General features: G+C 65.0%; 13 protein-coding genes and 1 tRNA gene. 8 read left to right on the top strand and 6 right to left on the bottom strand.

Features of this window, described 5'->3' with window-relative positions; genetic code table 11:
• Positions 1 to 40: 40 nt before the first annotated feature.
• From GGR17_RS16770 to pdxH, 5 genes are all read right to left on the bottom strand, one after another.
• Positions 41 to 3,715, bottom strand: a complete 3,675-nt coding sequence (locus tag GGR17_RS16770) for a vitamin B12-dependent ribonucleotide reductase (RefSeq protein WP_054539117.1) — start codon at positions 3,713 to 3,715, stop codon at positions 41 to 43.
• A 475-nt stretch (positions 3,716 to 4,190) separates the two neighbouring features.
• Positions 4,191 to 4,267, bottom strand: a tRNA-Pro gene (locus GGR17_RS16765).
• A 42-nt stretch (positions 4,268 to 4,309) separates the two neighbouring features.
• Positions 4,310 to 4,822, bottom strand: a complete 513-nt coding sequence (locus tag GGR17_RS16760; RefSeq protein ID WP_054539118.1) for a DUF192 domain-containing protein — start codon at positions 4,820 to 4,822, stop codon at positions 4,310 to 4,312.
• Positions 4,771 to 5,319, bottom strand: a complete 549-nt coding sequence (locus GGR17_RS16755; protein WP_082386747.1) for a cold-shock protein — start codon at positions 5,317 to 5,319, stop codon at positions 4,771 to 4,773. Before GGR17_RS16755 ends, GGR17_RS16760 begins: the two co-directional genes overlap by 52 nt.
• Before the next feature lie 127 nt (positions 5,320 to 5,446).
• A complete protein-coding gene (gene pdxH, locus GGR17_RS16750) occupies positions 5,447 to 6,052 on the bottom strand; it encodes a pyridoxamine 5'-phosphate oxidase (protein WP_054540402.1) in 606 nt (201 codons plus the stop codon).
• A gap of 142 nt (positions 6,053 to 6,194) precedes the next feature.
• On the opposite strand from pdxH, the gene fabI reads away from it, so the two are divergent.
• The 8 genes from fabI to GGR17_RS16710 all read left to right on the top strand — a co-directional run bounded on the left by fabI (position 6,195) and on the right by GGR17_RS16710 (position 15,280).
• Positions 6,195 to 7,025, top strand: a complete 831-nt coding sequence (fabI, locus tag GGR17_RS16745; RefSeq protein ID WP_054539120.1) for an enoyl-ACP reductase FabI — start codon at positions 6,195 to 6,197, stop codon at positions 7,023 to 7,025.
• Positions 7,026 to 7,028: 3 nt separating this feature from the next.
• Positions 7,029 to 7,532, top strand: a complete 504-nt coding sequence (gene gpt / locus GGR17_RS16740) for a xanthine phosphoribosyltransferase (RefSeq protein ID WP_037209496.1) — start codon at positions 7,029 to 7,031, stop codon at positions 7,530 to 7,532.
• 10 nt (positions 7,533 to 7,542) lie between these two features.
• Positions 7,543 to 8,043, top strand: coding sequence for a DUF2127 domain-containing protein (locus GGR17_RS16735; RefSeq protein ID WP_054539121.1), 501 nt, complete (start codon positions 7,543 to 7,545; stop codon positions 8,041 to 8,043).
• 52 nt (positions 8,044 to 8,095) lie between these two features.
• Positions 8,096 to 9,274, top strand: coding sequence for an aminotransferase (locus GGR17_RS16730; RefSeq protein WP_054539122.1), 1,179 nt, complete (start codon positions 8,096 to 8,098; stop codon positions 9,272 to 9,274).
• Between the two features lie 69 nt (positions 9,275 to 9,343).
• The gene (locus GGR17_RS16725; protein WP_054539123.1) at positions 9,344 to 11,182 is read left to right on the top strand and encodes a peptidyl-prolyl cis-trans isomerase; all 1,839 of its coding nucleotides are present in this window, start codon (positions 9,344 to 9,346) and stop codon (positions 11,180 to 11,182) included.
• Positions 11,183 to 11,189: 7 nt separating this feature from the next.
• Entirely contained in the window at positions 11,190 to 12,704 is a 1,515-nt protein-coding gene (trpE, locus tag GGR17_RS16720; RefSeq protein ID WP_054539124.1) for an anthranilate synthase component I, read from the top strand.
• 241 nt (positions 12,705 to 12,945) lie between these two features.
• Positions 12,946 to 14,265, top strand: coding sequence for an MBOAT family O-acyltransferase (locus GGR17_RS16715; protein ID WP_054539125.1), 1,320 nt, complete (start codon positions 12,946 to 12,948; stop codon positions 14,263 to 14,265).
• A complete protein-coding gene (locus GGR17_RS16710) occupies positions 14,240 to 15,280 on the top strand; it encodes a hypothetical protein (protein ID WP_157445570.1) in 1,041 nt (346 codons plus the stop codon). Before GGR17_RS16715 ends, GGR17_RS16710 begins: the two co-directional genes overlap by 26 nt.
• A gap of 6 nt (positions 15,281 to 15,286) precedes the next feature.
• On the opposite strand, the gene GGR17_RS16705 is transcribed toward GGR17_RS16710, so the two are convergent.
• Positions 15,287 to 16,870 (bottom strand): divergent polysaccharide deacetylase family protein, encoded by a 1,584-nt coding sequence (locus tag GGR17_RS16705; protein ID WP_054539127.1) that lies wholly within the window; start codon positions 16,868 to 16,870, stop codon positions 15,287 to 15,289.
• Positions 16,871 to 16,947: the final 77 nt, after the last annotated feature.

Raw genomic sequence — 16,947 nt, 5'->3', positions numbered from 1 at the left:
GGGATCAGCGCGCCAACGCTGATCCCCAACCCTCAATTCCTCAGCTACACCCCGACGTTCCGCCGCAGGTGTTGCATTTCATGCAGGTGCCGTTGCGCACCAGCGTGTAGTTGCCGCAATCGCCGCAGGGGTCGCCCTCATAGCCCTGCATCTTTGCCTTGGCCCGCGCGTCCATGCTGACCGTGCCGGAGGCCAGCCCCGTCGCGGTCTGCCCGACGGCGGGCACCAGCGTCTGCAGCGTGGCCACCGGATCGGCCGAACTGTCCAGCGCGGTGGCCCCCATGCCGCCGCCCTGCAGCACCACCAGTTCCTGCGGCATCCGCTTGCGCAGATAGCCGGTGGAACTGATCTGCTTCAGCACCTCGAGCGATTTCGACGCGGCGCTTTCCGACATCTCCTTGATGTTGGACACGCCCTCTTCCTCGCCCCGGCCGATATCGTCAAAGCTGGCGCCCTCCGGCTTGACATGGGCCAGATCGGTGCGGTCGAGGTAGGACACCGCCAGTTCGCGGAAGATGTAATCCAGGATCGAGGTCGCGTTCTTGATGCTGTCATTGCCCTGCACCATGCCCGCCGGTTCGAACTTGGTGAAGGTGAAGGCATCGACGAACTCTTCCAGCGGCACGCCGTATTGCAGACCGACCGACACGGCGATGGCGAAGTTGTTCATCATCGCGCGGAAGCCGGCACCTTCCTTGTGCATGTCGATGAAGATTTCCCCCAGCGCGCCGTCCTTGTATTCGCCGGTGCGCAGGTAAACCTTGTGCCCGCCGACGATGGCCTTCTGGGTATAGCCCTTGCGCCGCTCGGGCAGCTTTTCGCGGCCGCGCGCAACCTCCTTGATCACCACTTTCTCGATGATCTTCTCGGCCAGCACCTGGGCCTTTTCATGCGCGGTACCGTTGGCGAGTACCTCTTCGGCCTCTTCGTCATCCTCGACCAGCGCCGAGGCCAGCGGCTGCGACAGTTTCGAACCGTCGCGATAGAGCGCGTTGGCCTTCACCCCCAGCGACCACGAAAGCTCATAGGCTTTCTGACAATCCTCGATCGTGGCGTCATTGGGCATGTTGATCGTCTTGGAGATCGCCCCCGAGATGAAGCTCTGCGCCGCCGCCATCATGTGGATGTGGCTGTCGACCGAGAGGAAACGCTTGCCCTTCTTGCCGCAGGGGTTGGCGCAATCGAAGATGTGGTAATGCGCCGGGTCCAGATGCGGCGCGCCTTCCAGCGTCATGGTTCCGCAGACATGATCATTCGCGGCCTCGATATCGGCCCTGGTGAAGCCCAGGTGGCGCAGCAGATCGAAGGTGGGATCGTTGAGCTTTTCGGCGGGAATGCCCAGCGTGCCGGTGCAGAACGCCTCGCCCAAGGTCCACTGGTTGAACACGAACCGGATGTCGAAGGCCGAGGGCAGCGCCGCCTCGATCTTCTCCAGTTCATTGGCGCCGAAGCCATGCCCGATCAGCGAGGTGGTGTTGATCGCCGGGCAGTTGCCGAGCGAGCCGTGGCCGACGGCATAGCCGACGATCTCTTCGATCTGGGCCGATCCGTAGCCGAGCTTTTCAAGCGCCGCGGGCACCGAATGGTTGATGATCTTGAAATAGCCGCCTCCGGCCAGCTTCTTGAACTTCACCAGCGCGAAGTCGGGCTCGATGCCGGTGGTGTCGCAATCCATCACCAGGCCGATGGTGCCGGTCGGCGCGATGACGCTGGTCTGCGCATTGCGGTAGCCGTGCTTTTCCCCCAGCGCCAGCGCCTCGTCCCAGGCGCTCTTGGCCAACTCGACCAGCCGCGCGTCGGGGCAGTTGGCGTGATCCAGCGCCACCGGCTTTACCGCCAGCCCCTCGTAGCCCGAGGTCTTGCCATAGGCTGCGGTGCGGTGGTTGCGGATCACCCGCAGCATATGCTCGGCGTTGCGGGCATGGCCCGGGAATGCGCCCAGCTCGCTGGCGATCTCGGCCGAGGTGGCATAGGCGACGCCGGTCATGATCGCGGTGAGGGCACCGCCAAGCGCGCGCCCCTCGGGGCTGTCATAGCCATAGCCCATATTCATCAGCAGCCCGCCGATATTGGCATAGCCCAGCCCCAGCGTGCGGAAATCATAGGAAAGCTGCGCGATTTCCTTCGACGGGAACTGCGCCATCATCACGCTGATTTCCAGCGTCAGGGTCCACAGCCGCGAGGCGTGCATGTAATCCTCGGCCTGGAACGCGCCATCCTTGTAGAAGGTCAGCAGGTTCATCGAGGCCAGGTTGCAGGCGGTATCATCCAGAAACATGTATTCCGAGCACGGGTTGGAGCCGCGGATCGCACCGTCTTCGGGGCAGGTGTGCCAGGCGTTGACCGTGTCGTGATACTGGATGCCCGGATCGGCGCAGGACCAGGCGGCGTGGCCGATCTGTTCCCACAGATCGCGGGCCTTGATGGTCTTGGAGACCTTGCCGTCGGTACGGCGGATCAGTTCCCAGTCGTCGTCGTTCTCGACAGCCTTCAGGAAGGCGTCGGTCACCCGGACGGAGTTGTTGGAGTTCTGGCCGGAGACGGAGCTGTAGGCCTCGGAATCCCAATCGGTATCGTAGGTCGGAAACTCGATGCTGGCATAGCCCTGCTTCGCGTAATCCAGCACCCGCTTCACGTAAGCCTCGGGGATCGCGATCTTTTTGGCAGAGCGGATGGCCGCCTTCAGCGCCGGGTTGACCTTGGGATCATAGGCATCTTCCGCCTTGCCATCCCAGGTGCCGATCGCCGCGAAAATCTTGTTCAGATGCTCTTCGTGCATCTTGGAGCCGGCCACGAGAGAGGCGACCTTCTGCTCTTCCTTGACCTTCCAGTTGATGAATTCCTCGATATCGGGGTGGTCGGCGTCGCAGATCACCATCTTGGCCGCGCGCCGCGTGGTGCCGCCCGACTTGATCGCGCCCGCCGCCCGGTCGCCGATCCGCAGGAACCCCATCAGGCCGCTGGACTTGCCGCCGCCCGAAAGCTTTTCGCCCTCGGCCCGCAGGCTGGAGAAGTTGGTGCCGGTGCCCGAGCCGTATTTGAACAGCCGCGCCTCGCGCACCCACAGATCCATGATGCCGCCATCGCTGACCAGATCGTCCTTGACCGACTGGATGAAGCAGGCATGCGGCTGCGGATGCTCATAAGCGGATTTGGAGCGCGTCAGCTTGCCGGTCTTGTAATCCACGTAATAGTGGCCCTGCCCCGGCCCGTCGATGCCATAGGCCCAGTGCAGGCCGGTGTTGAACCATTGCGGGCTGTTGGGCGCGGCGCGCTGGGTGGCCAGCATATAGCGCATCTCGTCGTAATAGGCACTGGCGTCGGCCTCGGTGGTGAAATAGCCGCCCTTCCAACCCCAATAGGCCCAGGCCCCGGCCAGACGGTCGAACACCTGCTTGGCCGAGGTTTCGCCGCCGAAGCGTTCGTCTTCGGGCAGGTCGGCCAGCGCGGCCTCATCCGGAACGGAGCGCCACAGGAATTCCGGCACGTCCTTTTCCCGCACCTTCTTCAGCCGCGCGGGCACGCCGGCCTTGCGGAAGTACTTCTGCGCGATCACGTCGGAGGCCACCTGGCTCCAGCCCGCGGGCACTTCTACATTGTCCAGGCAGAACACGACGGTTCCGTCCGGGTTGCGGATTTCGGAAACCGTGCTGGTAAACTCCAGTTCGCCGTAGGCCCCGGTATCCGTTTTGGTGAAATTGCGTTCGATTTTCATTTTATGGTCTGCCCCGTCGCATTTTTTTGTCGTCCCGCAGGCGTCAGGCGAACCGTTGCGCCCAAGCCAATCCATCGCCACGGCGGTCGCGCAGACAAATCCCGCCCGGCGCGGCGCATCGTCTCGCCGCGTCGGCCCCCGCCCAATCCGGGGAGTATCATGTGGTTTTGTCCCGTTCCCGCGTCGGACACAAAATGTTGTGTTGCGTCCACCGGCCAACACAAGGTGGCGTAGATTGGAGGGCCGGGTCAACGGAAAAGTTTGAACTAAATGCCAGATTTTTTCATTGACCGGGCGGCGGCGCCATGCACCTGCGTGGCACCGGAATGATTCATTCGTGTGACAGGCACGGCACGCATATTTTGTAAGCAAAAGAAAATCGGCCACCACATGCAGGCTTAGCGGGAAAAGCTGACAGATCGCTTCAGGCCGGTACAGGGCCCTGCGCGGTGCGTGCGTTCAATCTGTTGGGAGGTGGTCGGGACGGCAAGATTCGAACTTGCGACCTACGGTACCCAAAACCGTCGCGCTACCAGGCTGCGCTACGCCCCGATCAGGCGCTTCAATAGCCGCGTGTCGCGGGAATGAAAAGAGCTAAGGCGCGTCGCAGGGCCAGGCCGCGCCCGGGCCGAAGGCGGGATGGCGCAGAACGCTGCCTTCAGTGATCCCGAGCCGCCGCGACAGGCCACCATTGATCTCCAGCACCGCCAGAACGCCGGGCCCGCCGTCGATCTGGGTGGTGTCATGCGGGATGGCGTTTTCGTGGATCCGGCGCACCCGCCCCTGCGTGTCGACAAAAAGCATGTCCAGCGGGATCAGCGTGTTCTTCATCCAGAAGACGGCGTGCTGGGGATGGTCATAGACGAACAGCATGCCGTGGCTCGCCGGCAGCGTCTCGCGGAACATCAGGCCCCGGCTGCGTTCTGCCGGATCATCGGCAAGCTCGACCGTGAAGCGCGCCTGCCCCCAGCCGCCCCTCAGGTCGACAGCCCCATCGGTGCAGGCCGCCGCCAGCGGCGTCGCGGCGATGACCGCGAGCAGCGCCAGAAGCGCGCTCAGGCGTCGTCGCCATCCGGTGTGTTGCCGTTGCTGATCGCGCTTTCCCATGAGCCCACCATCGTTGCCATTCTGCCGCGCTTGCCTTCGACGACACGCAGGCAGACCGCCTCTCCGGGTTGCAGATCCGCCAGTCCCGATCTGCGCAACACTTCGATGTGAACGAAGACATCGTCGCTTTTTCCGAAAACATTGGCGAAACCGAATCCCTTGCCCTTGTCGAACCATTTCACCCGCGCCGGCTCCAACGGCGCGGAGGAGAGCGCGTCGGAATCAGCTTCGGCGAGATCTTCGAGCGGCGCGTGTTCCGTGGCCTCGGGCGGGTCGATCCGCAACACCTGGACCGCCTGCATCCCGCGCTCGGTTTCCTGAACGCGGATCTCGACCCCCGCGGAATCCGCAACAGAACTTTGTCCGAAATTGCGCAGCACATTGGCATGCAAAAGGATGTCGGGGCCGCCCTCGTCGGCAACAACAAAACCGAAGCCCTTGGTAGGGTCGAACCACTTCACCCGGCCGGTCACCGTCCGCAGAGCATTTTCATCCATATCGTTCATCGTTCTTTTTCACATATACGGCACTGTACGCGACTTGTTCTGTTGTGACAGACCCGTCGCAGACTGCAATCAAAATTCACATTCTTTCCATAGGTTTGTCATTCACGATGCGTGAATGTCATGGGCTCAGCCTCTGTATCTGCCATGCATCCAGCACGGTTTCACGCCGCCAGCGAAAGCGGTCGTGCAACCGGAAATCGCCGTCGGCCCAGAACTCGATTTCCAGTGGTCGCACCCGGTAGCCGCCCCAGAAAGGCGGTCGTTCCGTGGCCAGTCCCCGCTGCGCCGCAACCCGGGCCACCTCGGCCATCAGCGAGGCCCGTGACTTGAGTGGTTGAGATTGGCGCGAGGCCCAGGCCCCCAGCCGGCTTTTCGGCGAGCGAGAGGCGAAATAGGCATCGGCCTTGGGCCCGTCTTCCCTTTCGGCAAGACCGCGCACCCGGATCTGTCGACGCAGTGATTTCCAGTGTAGCACAAACGCTGCCTTTCCGGCGGTCTCGATTTCACCGGCTTTGGTACTTTCGTAGTTGGTGTAAAAGACGAAAGCATCGTCCTCGATGTCTTTCAACAGAACCATTCGTATATTCGGCATACCATTCGTATCGACCGTCGCCAGCGCGATCGCGTTGGGGTCGTTGATTTCGCTCTTTTCCGCCTCGGCCAGCCATGACCGGGTCAGGGCGAAGGGATCGTCGGCTGCGAATATACCGCTACGGTCAGTCATGGGCCTCTCCTTCGAGAAAGCGCGCAGATAACCATTCTTGACCATCCGGTCAACTGCGACGCTGCGTCCTGATACCCTTGATGGCCCCCCCGGTTTGCCCTAAAGGTCGGGCACTTAAAATAGGGATGTCGAGGGGCGGCAAATGTCATCAAAACTCCTGGAAGGCAAACGCGGGCTCATTATGGGTCTTGCGAACGACAAGTCCATTGCCTGGGGAATCGCGCGGGCCTGTGCCGATCATGGCGCCGAACTGGCGTTTTCCTATCAGGGCGAACAGCTCAAGAAGCGCGTCGTCCCGCTGGCCGAGCAGGTCGGATCTTCGCTGGTGCTGGAATGCGACGTCAGCGACGAAGGCTCTGTCGACCGGCTGTTCGCCGGGATCGAGGCGGAATGGGACAAGCTGGATTTCATCGTTCACGCCATCGGCTTTTCCGACAAGAATGAATTGCGCGGGCGGTATGTCGATACCAGCCGCGACAACTTCATGATGACGATGGATATTTCCGTCTATTCCTTCACCGCCGTGGTGCGCCGGGCCGAAAAACTGATGACCGAAGGCGGATCGTGCCTGACGCTGACGTATTATGGTGCGGAACAGGTTATGCCGCATTATAATGTAATGGGTATTGCCAAGGCAGCGTTGGAGGCATCGGTGAAATACCTGGCCGAGGATCTGGGCAAGAAGGACATCCGCGTGAACGCGATCTCCGCCGGGCCGATCAAGACCCTGGCCGCCAGCGGCATCGGCGATTTCCGCTATATCCTGAAATGGAACGAGTTGAATTCGCCCCTGCGTCGGAATGTCACGCAGGATGAGGTCGGCAAATCCGCCGTCTACCTGCTGTCCGATCTCGGGTCCGGGGTGACGGGCGAGAACCTGCATGTGGATGCGGGCTATCACATTGTCGGCATGAAGGCCGTGGATGCGCCCGATATCGCCGCTGTCACCGGCCGCAACGGCAAGGACAGTTGAACGATGAGCGACCGCCTGCCCCATGAAAAAGGCTTTCACATAAGCTGGGATCAGATCCACCGTGACAGCCGGGCGCTGGCCTGGCGGCTTGACGGGCGCGGGCCGGACAACGGCGCCTGGCGCGCCATCGTCGCCATCACGCGGGGTGGCATGGCCCCGGCGATGATCATCGCCCGCGAGCTGGATGTGCGGGTGATCGATACGATCTCGGTCAAATCCTACAACCATCAGGAGCAGATGGACGCGGTCGTGCTCAAGGCGCCGGACCCGGCCACGGTAGGCGACGGCACCGGCATTCTGGTGATCGATGATCTGGTGGACAGCGGCAAGACGCTGGAACTGGTCCGCAAGCTCTACCCCAAGGCGCATTTCGCGACGGTCTATGCCAAGCCGCAGGGGCGCCCTCTTGTCGATACTTATATCACCGAGGTCAGCCAGGACACGTGGATCTTTTTCCCCTGGGACATGGCCCTGCAATATGTAGAGCCATATCGGGCCAGAGACTGAGGCCGCGCCAATGCTGCCGCATCCCCCCGCCGGACGGCTTCGCCAATGGCTGCTGCACGAGGCCTTCGAGGCCAGCCTGCTGCTCAAGGGGCTGATGGCGCTGGCAGAGATCACGGCCGGGATCGGCCTGCATTTCGTGCCTTCCGGCGGGATCCTCGCATTGGCCGACTGGCTGACCCGCACGGTGCTGGCGCGCGATCCGTCGGGGGCGGTCGCGGGCTGGCTCGTGGCGCAGGCGCAGGGGGTCACCGATCCGGCGGGGGCGTTTCTGGCCTTTTATCTGGCGGCCCATGGCGCGCTGAAACTGGCCATGGTCGGCGGGCTGGCGGCGCGGTGGCGTTGGGCCTATCCGGCCTCGATCGTGGTGCTGACGGGGTTCATCGCCACCCAGATTCACCGCTATGTGGCCACGCAATCGCCGATGATGATCGTGCTGACGCTGTTCGACATGGTGGTGATCACGCTGATCTGGCGCGAGTATCGGTTGATGCGGGGGCAGATCCCGTCCTAGATGGGCGGCGCGGGGCCCGCGCCCCGCCCACAGCCCGAGGATATTGCGCCAGATGCCCCTGCCCCTGAACCCGAACATGGCCGCCACCTTTCCGCCCCCGGTGATGGAGGCGCGGCGCTGGCTTGACGGGGTCACCTTTCGGGCCGACCGGCCGCTGCTGAACGTCAGCCAAGCCGCCCCGGTGGATCCGCCGCCGCGCGCGCTGCGCGAAGCCATCGCCGATGTGGCGCTGAACATACCCGAGGCGCATCTCTACGGCCCGGTTCTGGGCCTGCCGGCCCTGCGCGAGAAGATCGCCGCCGACTGGTCGGGCGCCTATGGCGGGCAGATCGCATCCGGGCAGGTCGCCATCACCTCTGGCTGCAATCAGGCCTTTTGCGCGGCGCTGGCGACGCTGGCCGCCGCCGGGGATGAGGTGATCCTGCCAACACCCTGGTATTTCAACCATAAAATGTGGCTCGACATGAACGGCATCGGCGTCGTGCCGCTGGCCACCGGCGACGGGCTGATCCCCGATCCGCAGGCCGCCGCCGCGCTGATCACGCCGCGCACCAAGGCCATCGTGCTGGTCACGCCCAACAATCCGGGCGGCGTGGAGTATCCCGCCGAAACGCTCGCCGCCTTTTACGAACTGGCGAAGACGCGCGGGCTGGCGCTGATCGTGGATGAAACCTACCGCGATTTCGACAGCCGCAGCGGCGCGCCACATGCGCTTTTCACCGATCCCGACTGGGCCGATACGCTGATCCATCTCTACTCCTTCTCCAAGGCCTACCGGCTGACCGGGCATCGGGTGGGGGCTATGGTGGCCTCTGACGCGCGGCTGGCGCAGGTGGAGAAGTTCATTGATACCGTCACCATCTGCCCCAACCAGATCGGCCAGCGCGCGGCGCTGTGGGGAATGGAGAATCTGGGCCAGTGGCTGGCGGGCGAGCGTGCCGAGATCCTTGACCGGCGCGCCGCGATCGAGGCGGGCGCGCCGCGTCTGGCCGGTTGGCGGCTGCTGGGCGTCGGCGCCTATTTCGCCTATTTCGAGCATCCCTTCGCCCTGCCCTCCGACCGGCTCGCGCAGCGGCTGGTGGCGGGGGCCGGTGTGCTGCTGCTGCCCGGCACCATGTTCACCCCCGCGGGCGATGCCGCCGGCGCGCGGCAGTTGCGCGTCGCCTTCGCCAATATCGACAGGGCCGGCATCGCCGCCCTTTACGACAGGCTGGCCGCTTTCACGCCATGACGCTTGCGGCGCCTTTGCCTTCCGCTTACACAGCCACGACAGAATTTCGGCAATAAAGGGCGGATCGCCATGAGCGCGGGCAAGAAAACCGGCAATATCCTGGTCTGGATCATTCTGCTGCTGCTGATCGTCGGGCTGGGCGGGTTCGGCGTCAGCAATTTCGGCGGCTCGGTGCAAAGCATCGGCAAGGTCGGCGATACCCCGATCCCGATCGACGATTACGCCCGCGAATTGCAGCGCGAGCTGCGCACCGCCGAAACCCAGACCGGCGCGCCGGTAAGCGTCGCCCAGGCAGAGGCGTTCGGCCTTGTGGCCCGTGCGCGCGGCAGGGCCGTCACATCGGCCACGCTGGACAATGAGGTCAGCCGGCTCGGCCTCTCCGTCGGCGATGCGCAGGTGCGCGACCAGGTGCTGGGCTATGCCGCGTTTCAGGGGCTCGATGGCACGTTCGACCGTGAGGCCTATCGCTTCACCCTGCAACAGAACGGCCTGACCGAAGCCGCCTTCGAAGAGCAGATCCGGCGCGAGACCGCGCGCTCGCTGCTGCAGGCCGCCGTGCTGGGCGGCAACACCCTGCCCGAAACCTATGGCAAGGTTCTGCTCGATTTCATCGGCGCGCGCCGCAGCTACACGATGATCGAGCTGACGCCGCAGGATCTGGAGGTGCCGGTTGGCACGCCCGACGAGGCCGCGCTGCAAACCTATTACGACGCAAATGCCGAGGCTTTCACCGCGCCCGAAACCAAGGCGCTGACCTATGCGTGGCTCACGCCCGACATGCTGATCGACAGCATCGCGCCGGACGAAGACGCGCTGCGCGCGCTCTACCAGGCCCGGATCGACGAATTCATGCAGCCCGAGCGGCGGCTGGTGGAACGGCTGATCTATCCCACCGAGGAAGAGGCACGGACCGCAAAGGCGCGGCTCGACAGCGGCGAGGCGGATTTCGAAACCCTCGTCGCCGAACGCGGGCTGGAGCTGAGCGATATTGATCTGGGCGATGTGACCCGCGCCGCACTGGGCGCGGCGGGCGATGCGGTATTCGCGCTGGAGGCCCCCGGCGTCATCGGCCCCGTCGATACCGATCTGGGCCCCGCGCTGATCCGGATGAACGCGATCATCGCCGCGCAGGAAACCCCGTTCGAAGACGCGCGCGACGATCTGGAAAGCGAACTGGCGCTGGACCGCGCCCGGCGCATCATCTCTGACAGCATCACCGATATCGACGACAGGCTTGCCGCCGGCGCCACGCTGGAAGAGCTGGCCGACGAAACGGAGATGACGCTGGGCCGGATCGACTATGCCGGCGGCCAGGATGACGAGGCGATCGCGGGCTATGACGCGTTCCGCGCGGCGGCGGACGCGGTCCAGAGCGGCGATTTCCCCGAAGTGATCCAGCTGGAGGATGGCGGCATTTTCGCGCTGCGGCTGGATGAGATAACCCCGGCCCGCCTGCGCCCGCTGGACGAGGTGCGCGCCGCCGCCATCGAGGGTTGGCAGCAAGGCGAAACCCGGCGCCTGCTGGTGGAAAAGGCCGAAGGGCTGAAGACGCTTCTGGATGCGGGCGATGCGCCAGAGAGCTTCGGGCTGACCGTCGAGACGGCCGATGCCGTCACCCGCGGCGGCGTCACCCCTCAGGATCTGTCGGAGACGGTGTTCGCCCTTGAAAAGGGGCAAAGCCAGGTGGTCGAAAGCGCCGGCGGCGTCTATCTGCTGCGGCTTGACGATATCCTGCCGCCCGCCGAGGATGACGCGACAGACCGGCTCTTGCTCTCCGCGCTCGAAACGCAGGCGGCGCAGGGCATCGGCGAAGATATGTTCATCTACTTCTCCCAGTCCCTGCTGGATGCGGCGGGGCTGACCCTCGACCAGGCGGCGATCAACGCCGTTCACGCTCAGTTTCCGTGAGGCCGGCATGGCAGCTTTGATCCCCGCATTCGAGGCCTTCGAGGCCGGATATGACGCAGGCCGCAATCAGGTGGTCTATGCCCGGCTGGCAGCCGATCTGGATACCCCCGTCAGCCTGATGCTGAAGCTGGCCGAGGCGCGCAAGGACAGCTTCATGCTGGAATCCGTCACCGGCGGAGAGGTGCGCGGACGCTATTCCGTGGTCGGCATGAAACCCGACCTGATCTGGCAGTGCCACGGAGAGATCAGCCGGATCAATCGGCAGGCCCGGTTCGATGCGGATGCCTTCACGCCGCTGCCGGGCCATCCGCTCGACACGCTGCGCGCCCTGATCGGCGAAAGCCGCATCGACATGCCCGAGGATCTGCCGCCGATCGCGGCCGGGCTGTACGGCTATCTGGGCTATGACATGATCCGGCTGGTCGAACACCTGCCCGACGTGAACCCCGATCCGCTCGGCCTGCCCGATGCGGTGCTGCTGCGCCCTTCGGTGGTGGCAGTGCTGGACGGGGTGAAGGGCGAGGTGACCGTGGTCTCGCCCGTCTGGGTCGGGTCGGGCCTGTCGGCGCGCGCCGCCTATGCGCAGGCCGCCGAACGGGTGATGGACGCGGTGCGAGAGCTGGAACGCTCGGTTCCCGCCGCCACCCGCGATCTGGGCGAAGCCGCGCCGGTGGGCGCGCTGACCTCGAACTTCACCAAAGAGGGCTATATGGCCGCGGTGGAGAAGGCCAGGGATTACATCCGCGCCGGCGATATCTTTCAGGTGGTTCCGGCGCAGCGCTGGAGCCAGGAATTCAAGCTGCCGCCCTTCGCGCTTTACCGCAGCCTGCGGCGCACCAACCCCTCTCCCTTCATGTTCTTCTTCAATTTCGGCGGGTTCCAGGTGATCGGCGCCAGCCCGGAAATCCTTGTGCGGCTGCGCGAGGATGAGGTTACGATCCGTCCCATCGCCGGCACCCGCCCCCGTGGCGCCACGCCGGAAGAGGATCGCGCGCTGGAGGCCGATCTGCTGGCCGACAAGAAGGAGCTGGCCGAACATCTGATGCTGCTGGATCTGGGGCGCAACGATGTGGGCCGGGTGGCGAAGATCGGCACCGTGCGCCCGACCGAGGAATTCATCATCGAACGCTACAGCCATGTGATGCACATCGTATCCAACGTGGTGGGCGAGATCGCCGAGGGCGAGGATGCGCTGTCGGCCCTGCTGGCCGGGCTGCCCGCCGGCACCGTATCGGGCGCGCCCAAGGTGCGCGCGATGCAGATCATCGATGAGCTGGAGCCGGAAAAGCGCGGCGTCTATGGCGGCGGCGTGGGCTATTTCGCGGCCAATGGCGACATGGACATGTGCATCGCCCTGCGCACCGCCGTTCTGAAGGACGAAACGCTCTATATTCAGGCCGGCGGCGGCGTTGTCTATGACAGCGACCCGGAGGCCGAATTTCAGGAAAGCGTCAACAAATCCAAGGCGATCCGCCGCGCGGCCGAAGACGCCGGGCTTTTCGGAGCGCTGAAGATGCAGTGATGCGGGCACCGCGCCGGAAGAAGCACACCCGCGCGTGCTGTTCCTCCTTCCGCACAAAAACCGCCTTTCATTGCCATAACCACGCCAATATCTTCTGGCGTTTCATTCCTGTTGCATAAAATTCCGTGGGGGTCGGACTATTCTTTTCAACAATCATATTTTCGCGCTGTTCGCGCTGATCGTCTTTGCGCTGTATTTCACCGGCGCGGGCTGGAAATGGCGCAAGCTGTTCCTGCTGGTGATGAGCTATATCTTCTACGCCGCCTGGAACGCGCCCTATCTTCTGCTGATCATCTTCTCGACGATCGTCGATTTCTTCGCGGCCAAGGGCATCTACCGCGCCCGCTCGGACATGGCCAAGAAGCTTTACCTGGGGCTCAGCCTCGTCGCGAACCTGGGCGTGCTGACCTATTTCAAATACGGCAACTTCCTGCTGGAAAACAGCATCGCCCTGGCCGCCCGTTTCGGCATCGCCTATGAGCCGATGCCCTGGAGCATTCTGCTGCCGGTCGGGATTTCCTTCTACACCTTTCAGACGCTCAGCTATTCGCTCGATATCTACAAGGGGCGGCTGAAACCGTCGGACTCCTTCCTGGATTTCGCGCTCTTCGTCACCTTCTTCCCGCAGCTCGTGGCCGGGCCCATCGTGCGGGCGCGCAAGTTCATGCCGCAACTGATCGCCCCGCCGGTGGTAACGGCCGAAAGCTTTGGCTGGGGCCTGATCCTCGTCGTCATCGGGCTGTTCGAGAAGGTGGTCATCGCCGATGGCCTGACCGCGCCGATCGCCGACAGGATCTTCGCGCAATCCGGCACCCTGCCGCCGGGCACGGTGGTGATCGGCCTGTTGGCCTTCGTGATCCAGATCCTGTGCGATTTCGCGGGCTATTCGCTGGTGGCGATCGGCATCGCCCGTTGCCTGGGGTTCGAGCTGCCGCAAAACTTTCGCGCGCCCTATGCCGCCATCGGCTATGCCGATCTGTGGCAGCGCTGGCATATCTCCATGTCGAGCTGGTTTCGCGATTACCTCTACGCCAATGTCCGCAGCACGACCGACCGGTCGCTGTGGAACACGATCCGCACCCAGATGATCACCATGACGCTGATCGGCCTGTGGCACGGCGCATCCTGGACCTTTGTGGTCTGGGGTGCCTTCAACGGCGCGGTGCTGAGCATCGAGACCATGCTGAAGAAACTGATCGGCCACTGGCATGTCTGGAGCGTCACCGCGATCCAGGTGCTGCTGGGCGGGCTGACCTTCGCACTGTTCGCCTTTTCCGGCATCCTGTTCCGGTCTCGCGATCTGGCCCAGGCCACCGATCTGGCACGCAGCTTCTTCGCGCCCACCCAGACGCCGTTTCACGTCGGGTCCGGCGATATCCTGATCGTGCTGGCGCTTACAGCGGCGACGCTGGCCTTTCACACCGCCCTGCGCAAACGCCGGTTCGAACAGGCCATCGCCGCGGTTCCGGCCTCTTTGCAACTGTTTTTGCTGGTCGGCATGATGTCGGCCATCATCATGATCGAGGGGGACAGTGATGCGTTCATCTATTTCCAGTTCTAGGCGCAGCCTTGCCTGGGCCCAGCTGAACGCGCTGTCGATGGTGACGCTGGCGGCGCTTCTGACGGGCTGTCTGCTGATCGTGGTCGATCACGGGCTGCGCGCCCGCGGCGCCCAGCCCAGCCTGCAGAACACGCGCGAACTTTGGGCGCTTGCGCGCGACGGGGTCGCGGCTGACAAGGCCACGGATTCGATCCTGCTGATGGGGGCGTCGCGGATGCAGACCAACATCGCGCTGGACGAGCTGCGGCAGCGCAGCGGTGGCCGGGTGCATCAACTGGCCGTATCCGGCGGCGCGCCGTTCCGGATGTTCGAGGATATCGTCGAGAACACCGAATTCCGCGGCACCATCGTGCTGTCGATGGTTTCGCCCTGGCTGGTGCCCGGTCTGGGCCGGGATGCGTTGAAGGAACGGTTCGTCGATTACCACGCCGATCACTGGAACTGGGCACGCGCGCTGGACACGCGGCTGGAAAACGCCGTTGCCGCGCGTTTCGTGTTCAGCCATCCGCATTACGGCCTGCGCTCCGTTCTGAGCAGCCTCGTGCTGCACGGGGTTCCCTTCCGCCGCCCGCTCTACCTGACCACCGCGCCGGACCGCGAACAGGCGCTGATGTTCGAACATGCCGACCGCGCGGCGCTTCGGAAACGGCGCGTTGAGTCAACCCGTGAGGACTTCGCGGGCAAGGCCATGCCCGGCGCGGCCGAGTGGGAACGCATCGTGGCCGAGTTCGCGGCGCTTGTCGGGAAATTCCGCGCGCGCGGCGGCGAGGTGGTGCTGATGCGCCTGCCCAGCAGCGGCGCGCTGCGCGACGTCGAAGAGGGTTTCGCGCCCCGGGCCGAGTATTGGGACAGTCTGGCGCGGGCCCTGCCCGGCCCCAGCCTGCATTACGAGGACGCCCCGGCGCTGCGCGGCTTCGCGCAGCCGGACGGATCGCATATCGATGCCGCCGACAAACCGGCCTTCACCGCCGCCTTTGCCGATGCGCTTGAAGGCTTCGGCGTGTTCGATCGCTGATCGGGCTTACCGCCCCCGCAGGATGGCCGACACGGGGGCCAGCGTCACGCTGTTGTCCTTATCCTCCAGCGCCCACGAAAACAGCGCGGTGACGGTGTTGGGGTAGGTATGGCCGATCATCACCACCTGCCCGTCCTGCCCGGCCTTGAACGCGGCGCGGTCAAGATAGCGGCGGATGGTGGGCACCGACTCCCGCTCGGAATCCAGCGACCGGAAGATCAGGGTCGAAGGAATGCCGGCCGCCGTGGCGATCTGCCCGGCGGTGTTCAGGCCCCGGTCATAGGTGACGAGCCCGTGGCCGCTTTCCTTCAGGATCGCCATCAACTGGCGCAGCAGCGGGCGGTTGGATTGAAACCCGCCGGTTTCGGCATCCATCACCGCCACCGTTTCCGGCACCCGTGCCAGATAGGATGACAGCGTCACTTCCAGATCCTGCGGCGTGGCGCCCTCGGGCAGGCCCGAGGCGATCAGCACAACCTCGAACCCGGCCGCGCGATAGGCGCGCATCGCCTCGGCCGCGTCGGCGCGCGCGGCATCCACGGCGAAGGTCACCGGGAAGGTGAAAGTGGTCAGCGTGGCGCGGTCGAGCCCGCGTTCGCCCGCGTCGATCAGGATGACCGAAAACAACGGGTTGCCGTCCGCCGCCTCGAACGGCGCGGCATAGCGGGCAAGCGCGCCGAGCCTTGCGGCCTCTGACGGGGCGGCGGCATCGTCGCCCACAGAGGGCAGACGGCCGGTGCGCACCTCGGGCATGGTGATCTGCCGCCCCGGCACGGGCACGCGCAGCGCGCCCGGCGGTTCGGTGCCGGGCACGAGCGGCGAGGCCTCCGGCGCGGCTTCGGCGGCGGGGGTTTCGGCTTCGGCCTCGGGCTGCGGCGCGGCAGGTTCGGGTGCCGGTTCGGGTTCGGCCGCGGCCTCAGGCTCGGGGGCCGGCTGCGGCGCGGGGTCGGTGGCGGGCGCGGGCTCTTGCGCCACGGCGACGTCTTCGGGCGCGGGTTCCGGCGTGGGCGGCGTGACCGGCGCCACCGGCTGCATCTCGGAACTGGGCGTGACCGGGCTGGCCGCGCCGGGGCTGGGCAGCACCGGCTGCTCGCCCGTCACGGGCAGCGCCGGGTTGACCTCGGCGATCTCGGGCGCATTAAGCGTCTCGGGGGTTTCGCCGCCGGTTTCGGGCGCGCCGGCGGGTTCGGTATCGGGCACGGGCGGCGCGGTCATGTCGCCATTCGCGGGAAAGGCGACAGAGGGCGCCGCTTCGGGCAGCGACGGATCATCGGTGCCGGGCAGGATGGCCGCGCCTTCGGGCGCGGGGCGGTTGAATTCCGATCCGGGCGGAAGATCGATACCGCCCGGCGCCGGCGCCGCTTCGGCAAGAGGTTCGGCCAGCGGCTCGGGCGCGGCGGGGGCGGCGTCAGGCAGGGCCGCGTCGCCCAGGCTGGGCTGCGGCGCCACGGGCGTTTCCACCTGCGGCGCGGGCACGGCCAGTTCGCGCACAGGCCCCTTTTGCGGCGGCGGCATGACTGCGGAAAACACAATCAACGCCAGCACCACGGCCACCACGCCCCAGATGAGCCCGCCCAAAACGCCCTTCATCGCGCTCGCCTCCGTCCATTCCGCCTGATATTTTCAGGTCTTCCCCAGCACCGCATGCCCTTGACCCCAGCCTGCGG

Source organism: Actibacterium naphthalenivorans (assembly GCF_014196965.1).
In the GTDB taxonomy this organism is placed as follows: Bacteria; Pseudomonadota; Alphaproteobacteria; order Rhodobacterales; family Rhodobacteraceae; genus Actibacterium_A; species Actibacterium_A naphthalenivorans.
The sequence above is the reverse complement of the archived record's forward strand: the minus strand, read 5'-3'. Positions and strand labels throughout refer to the sequence as shown.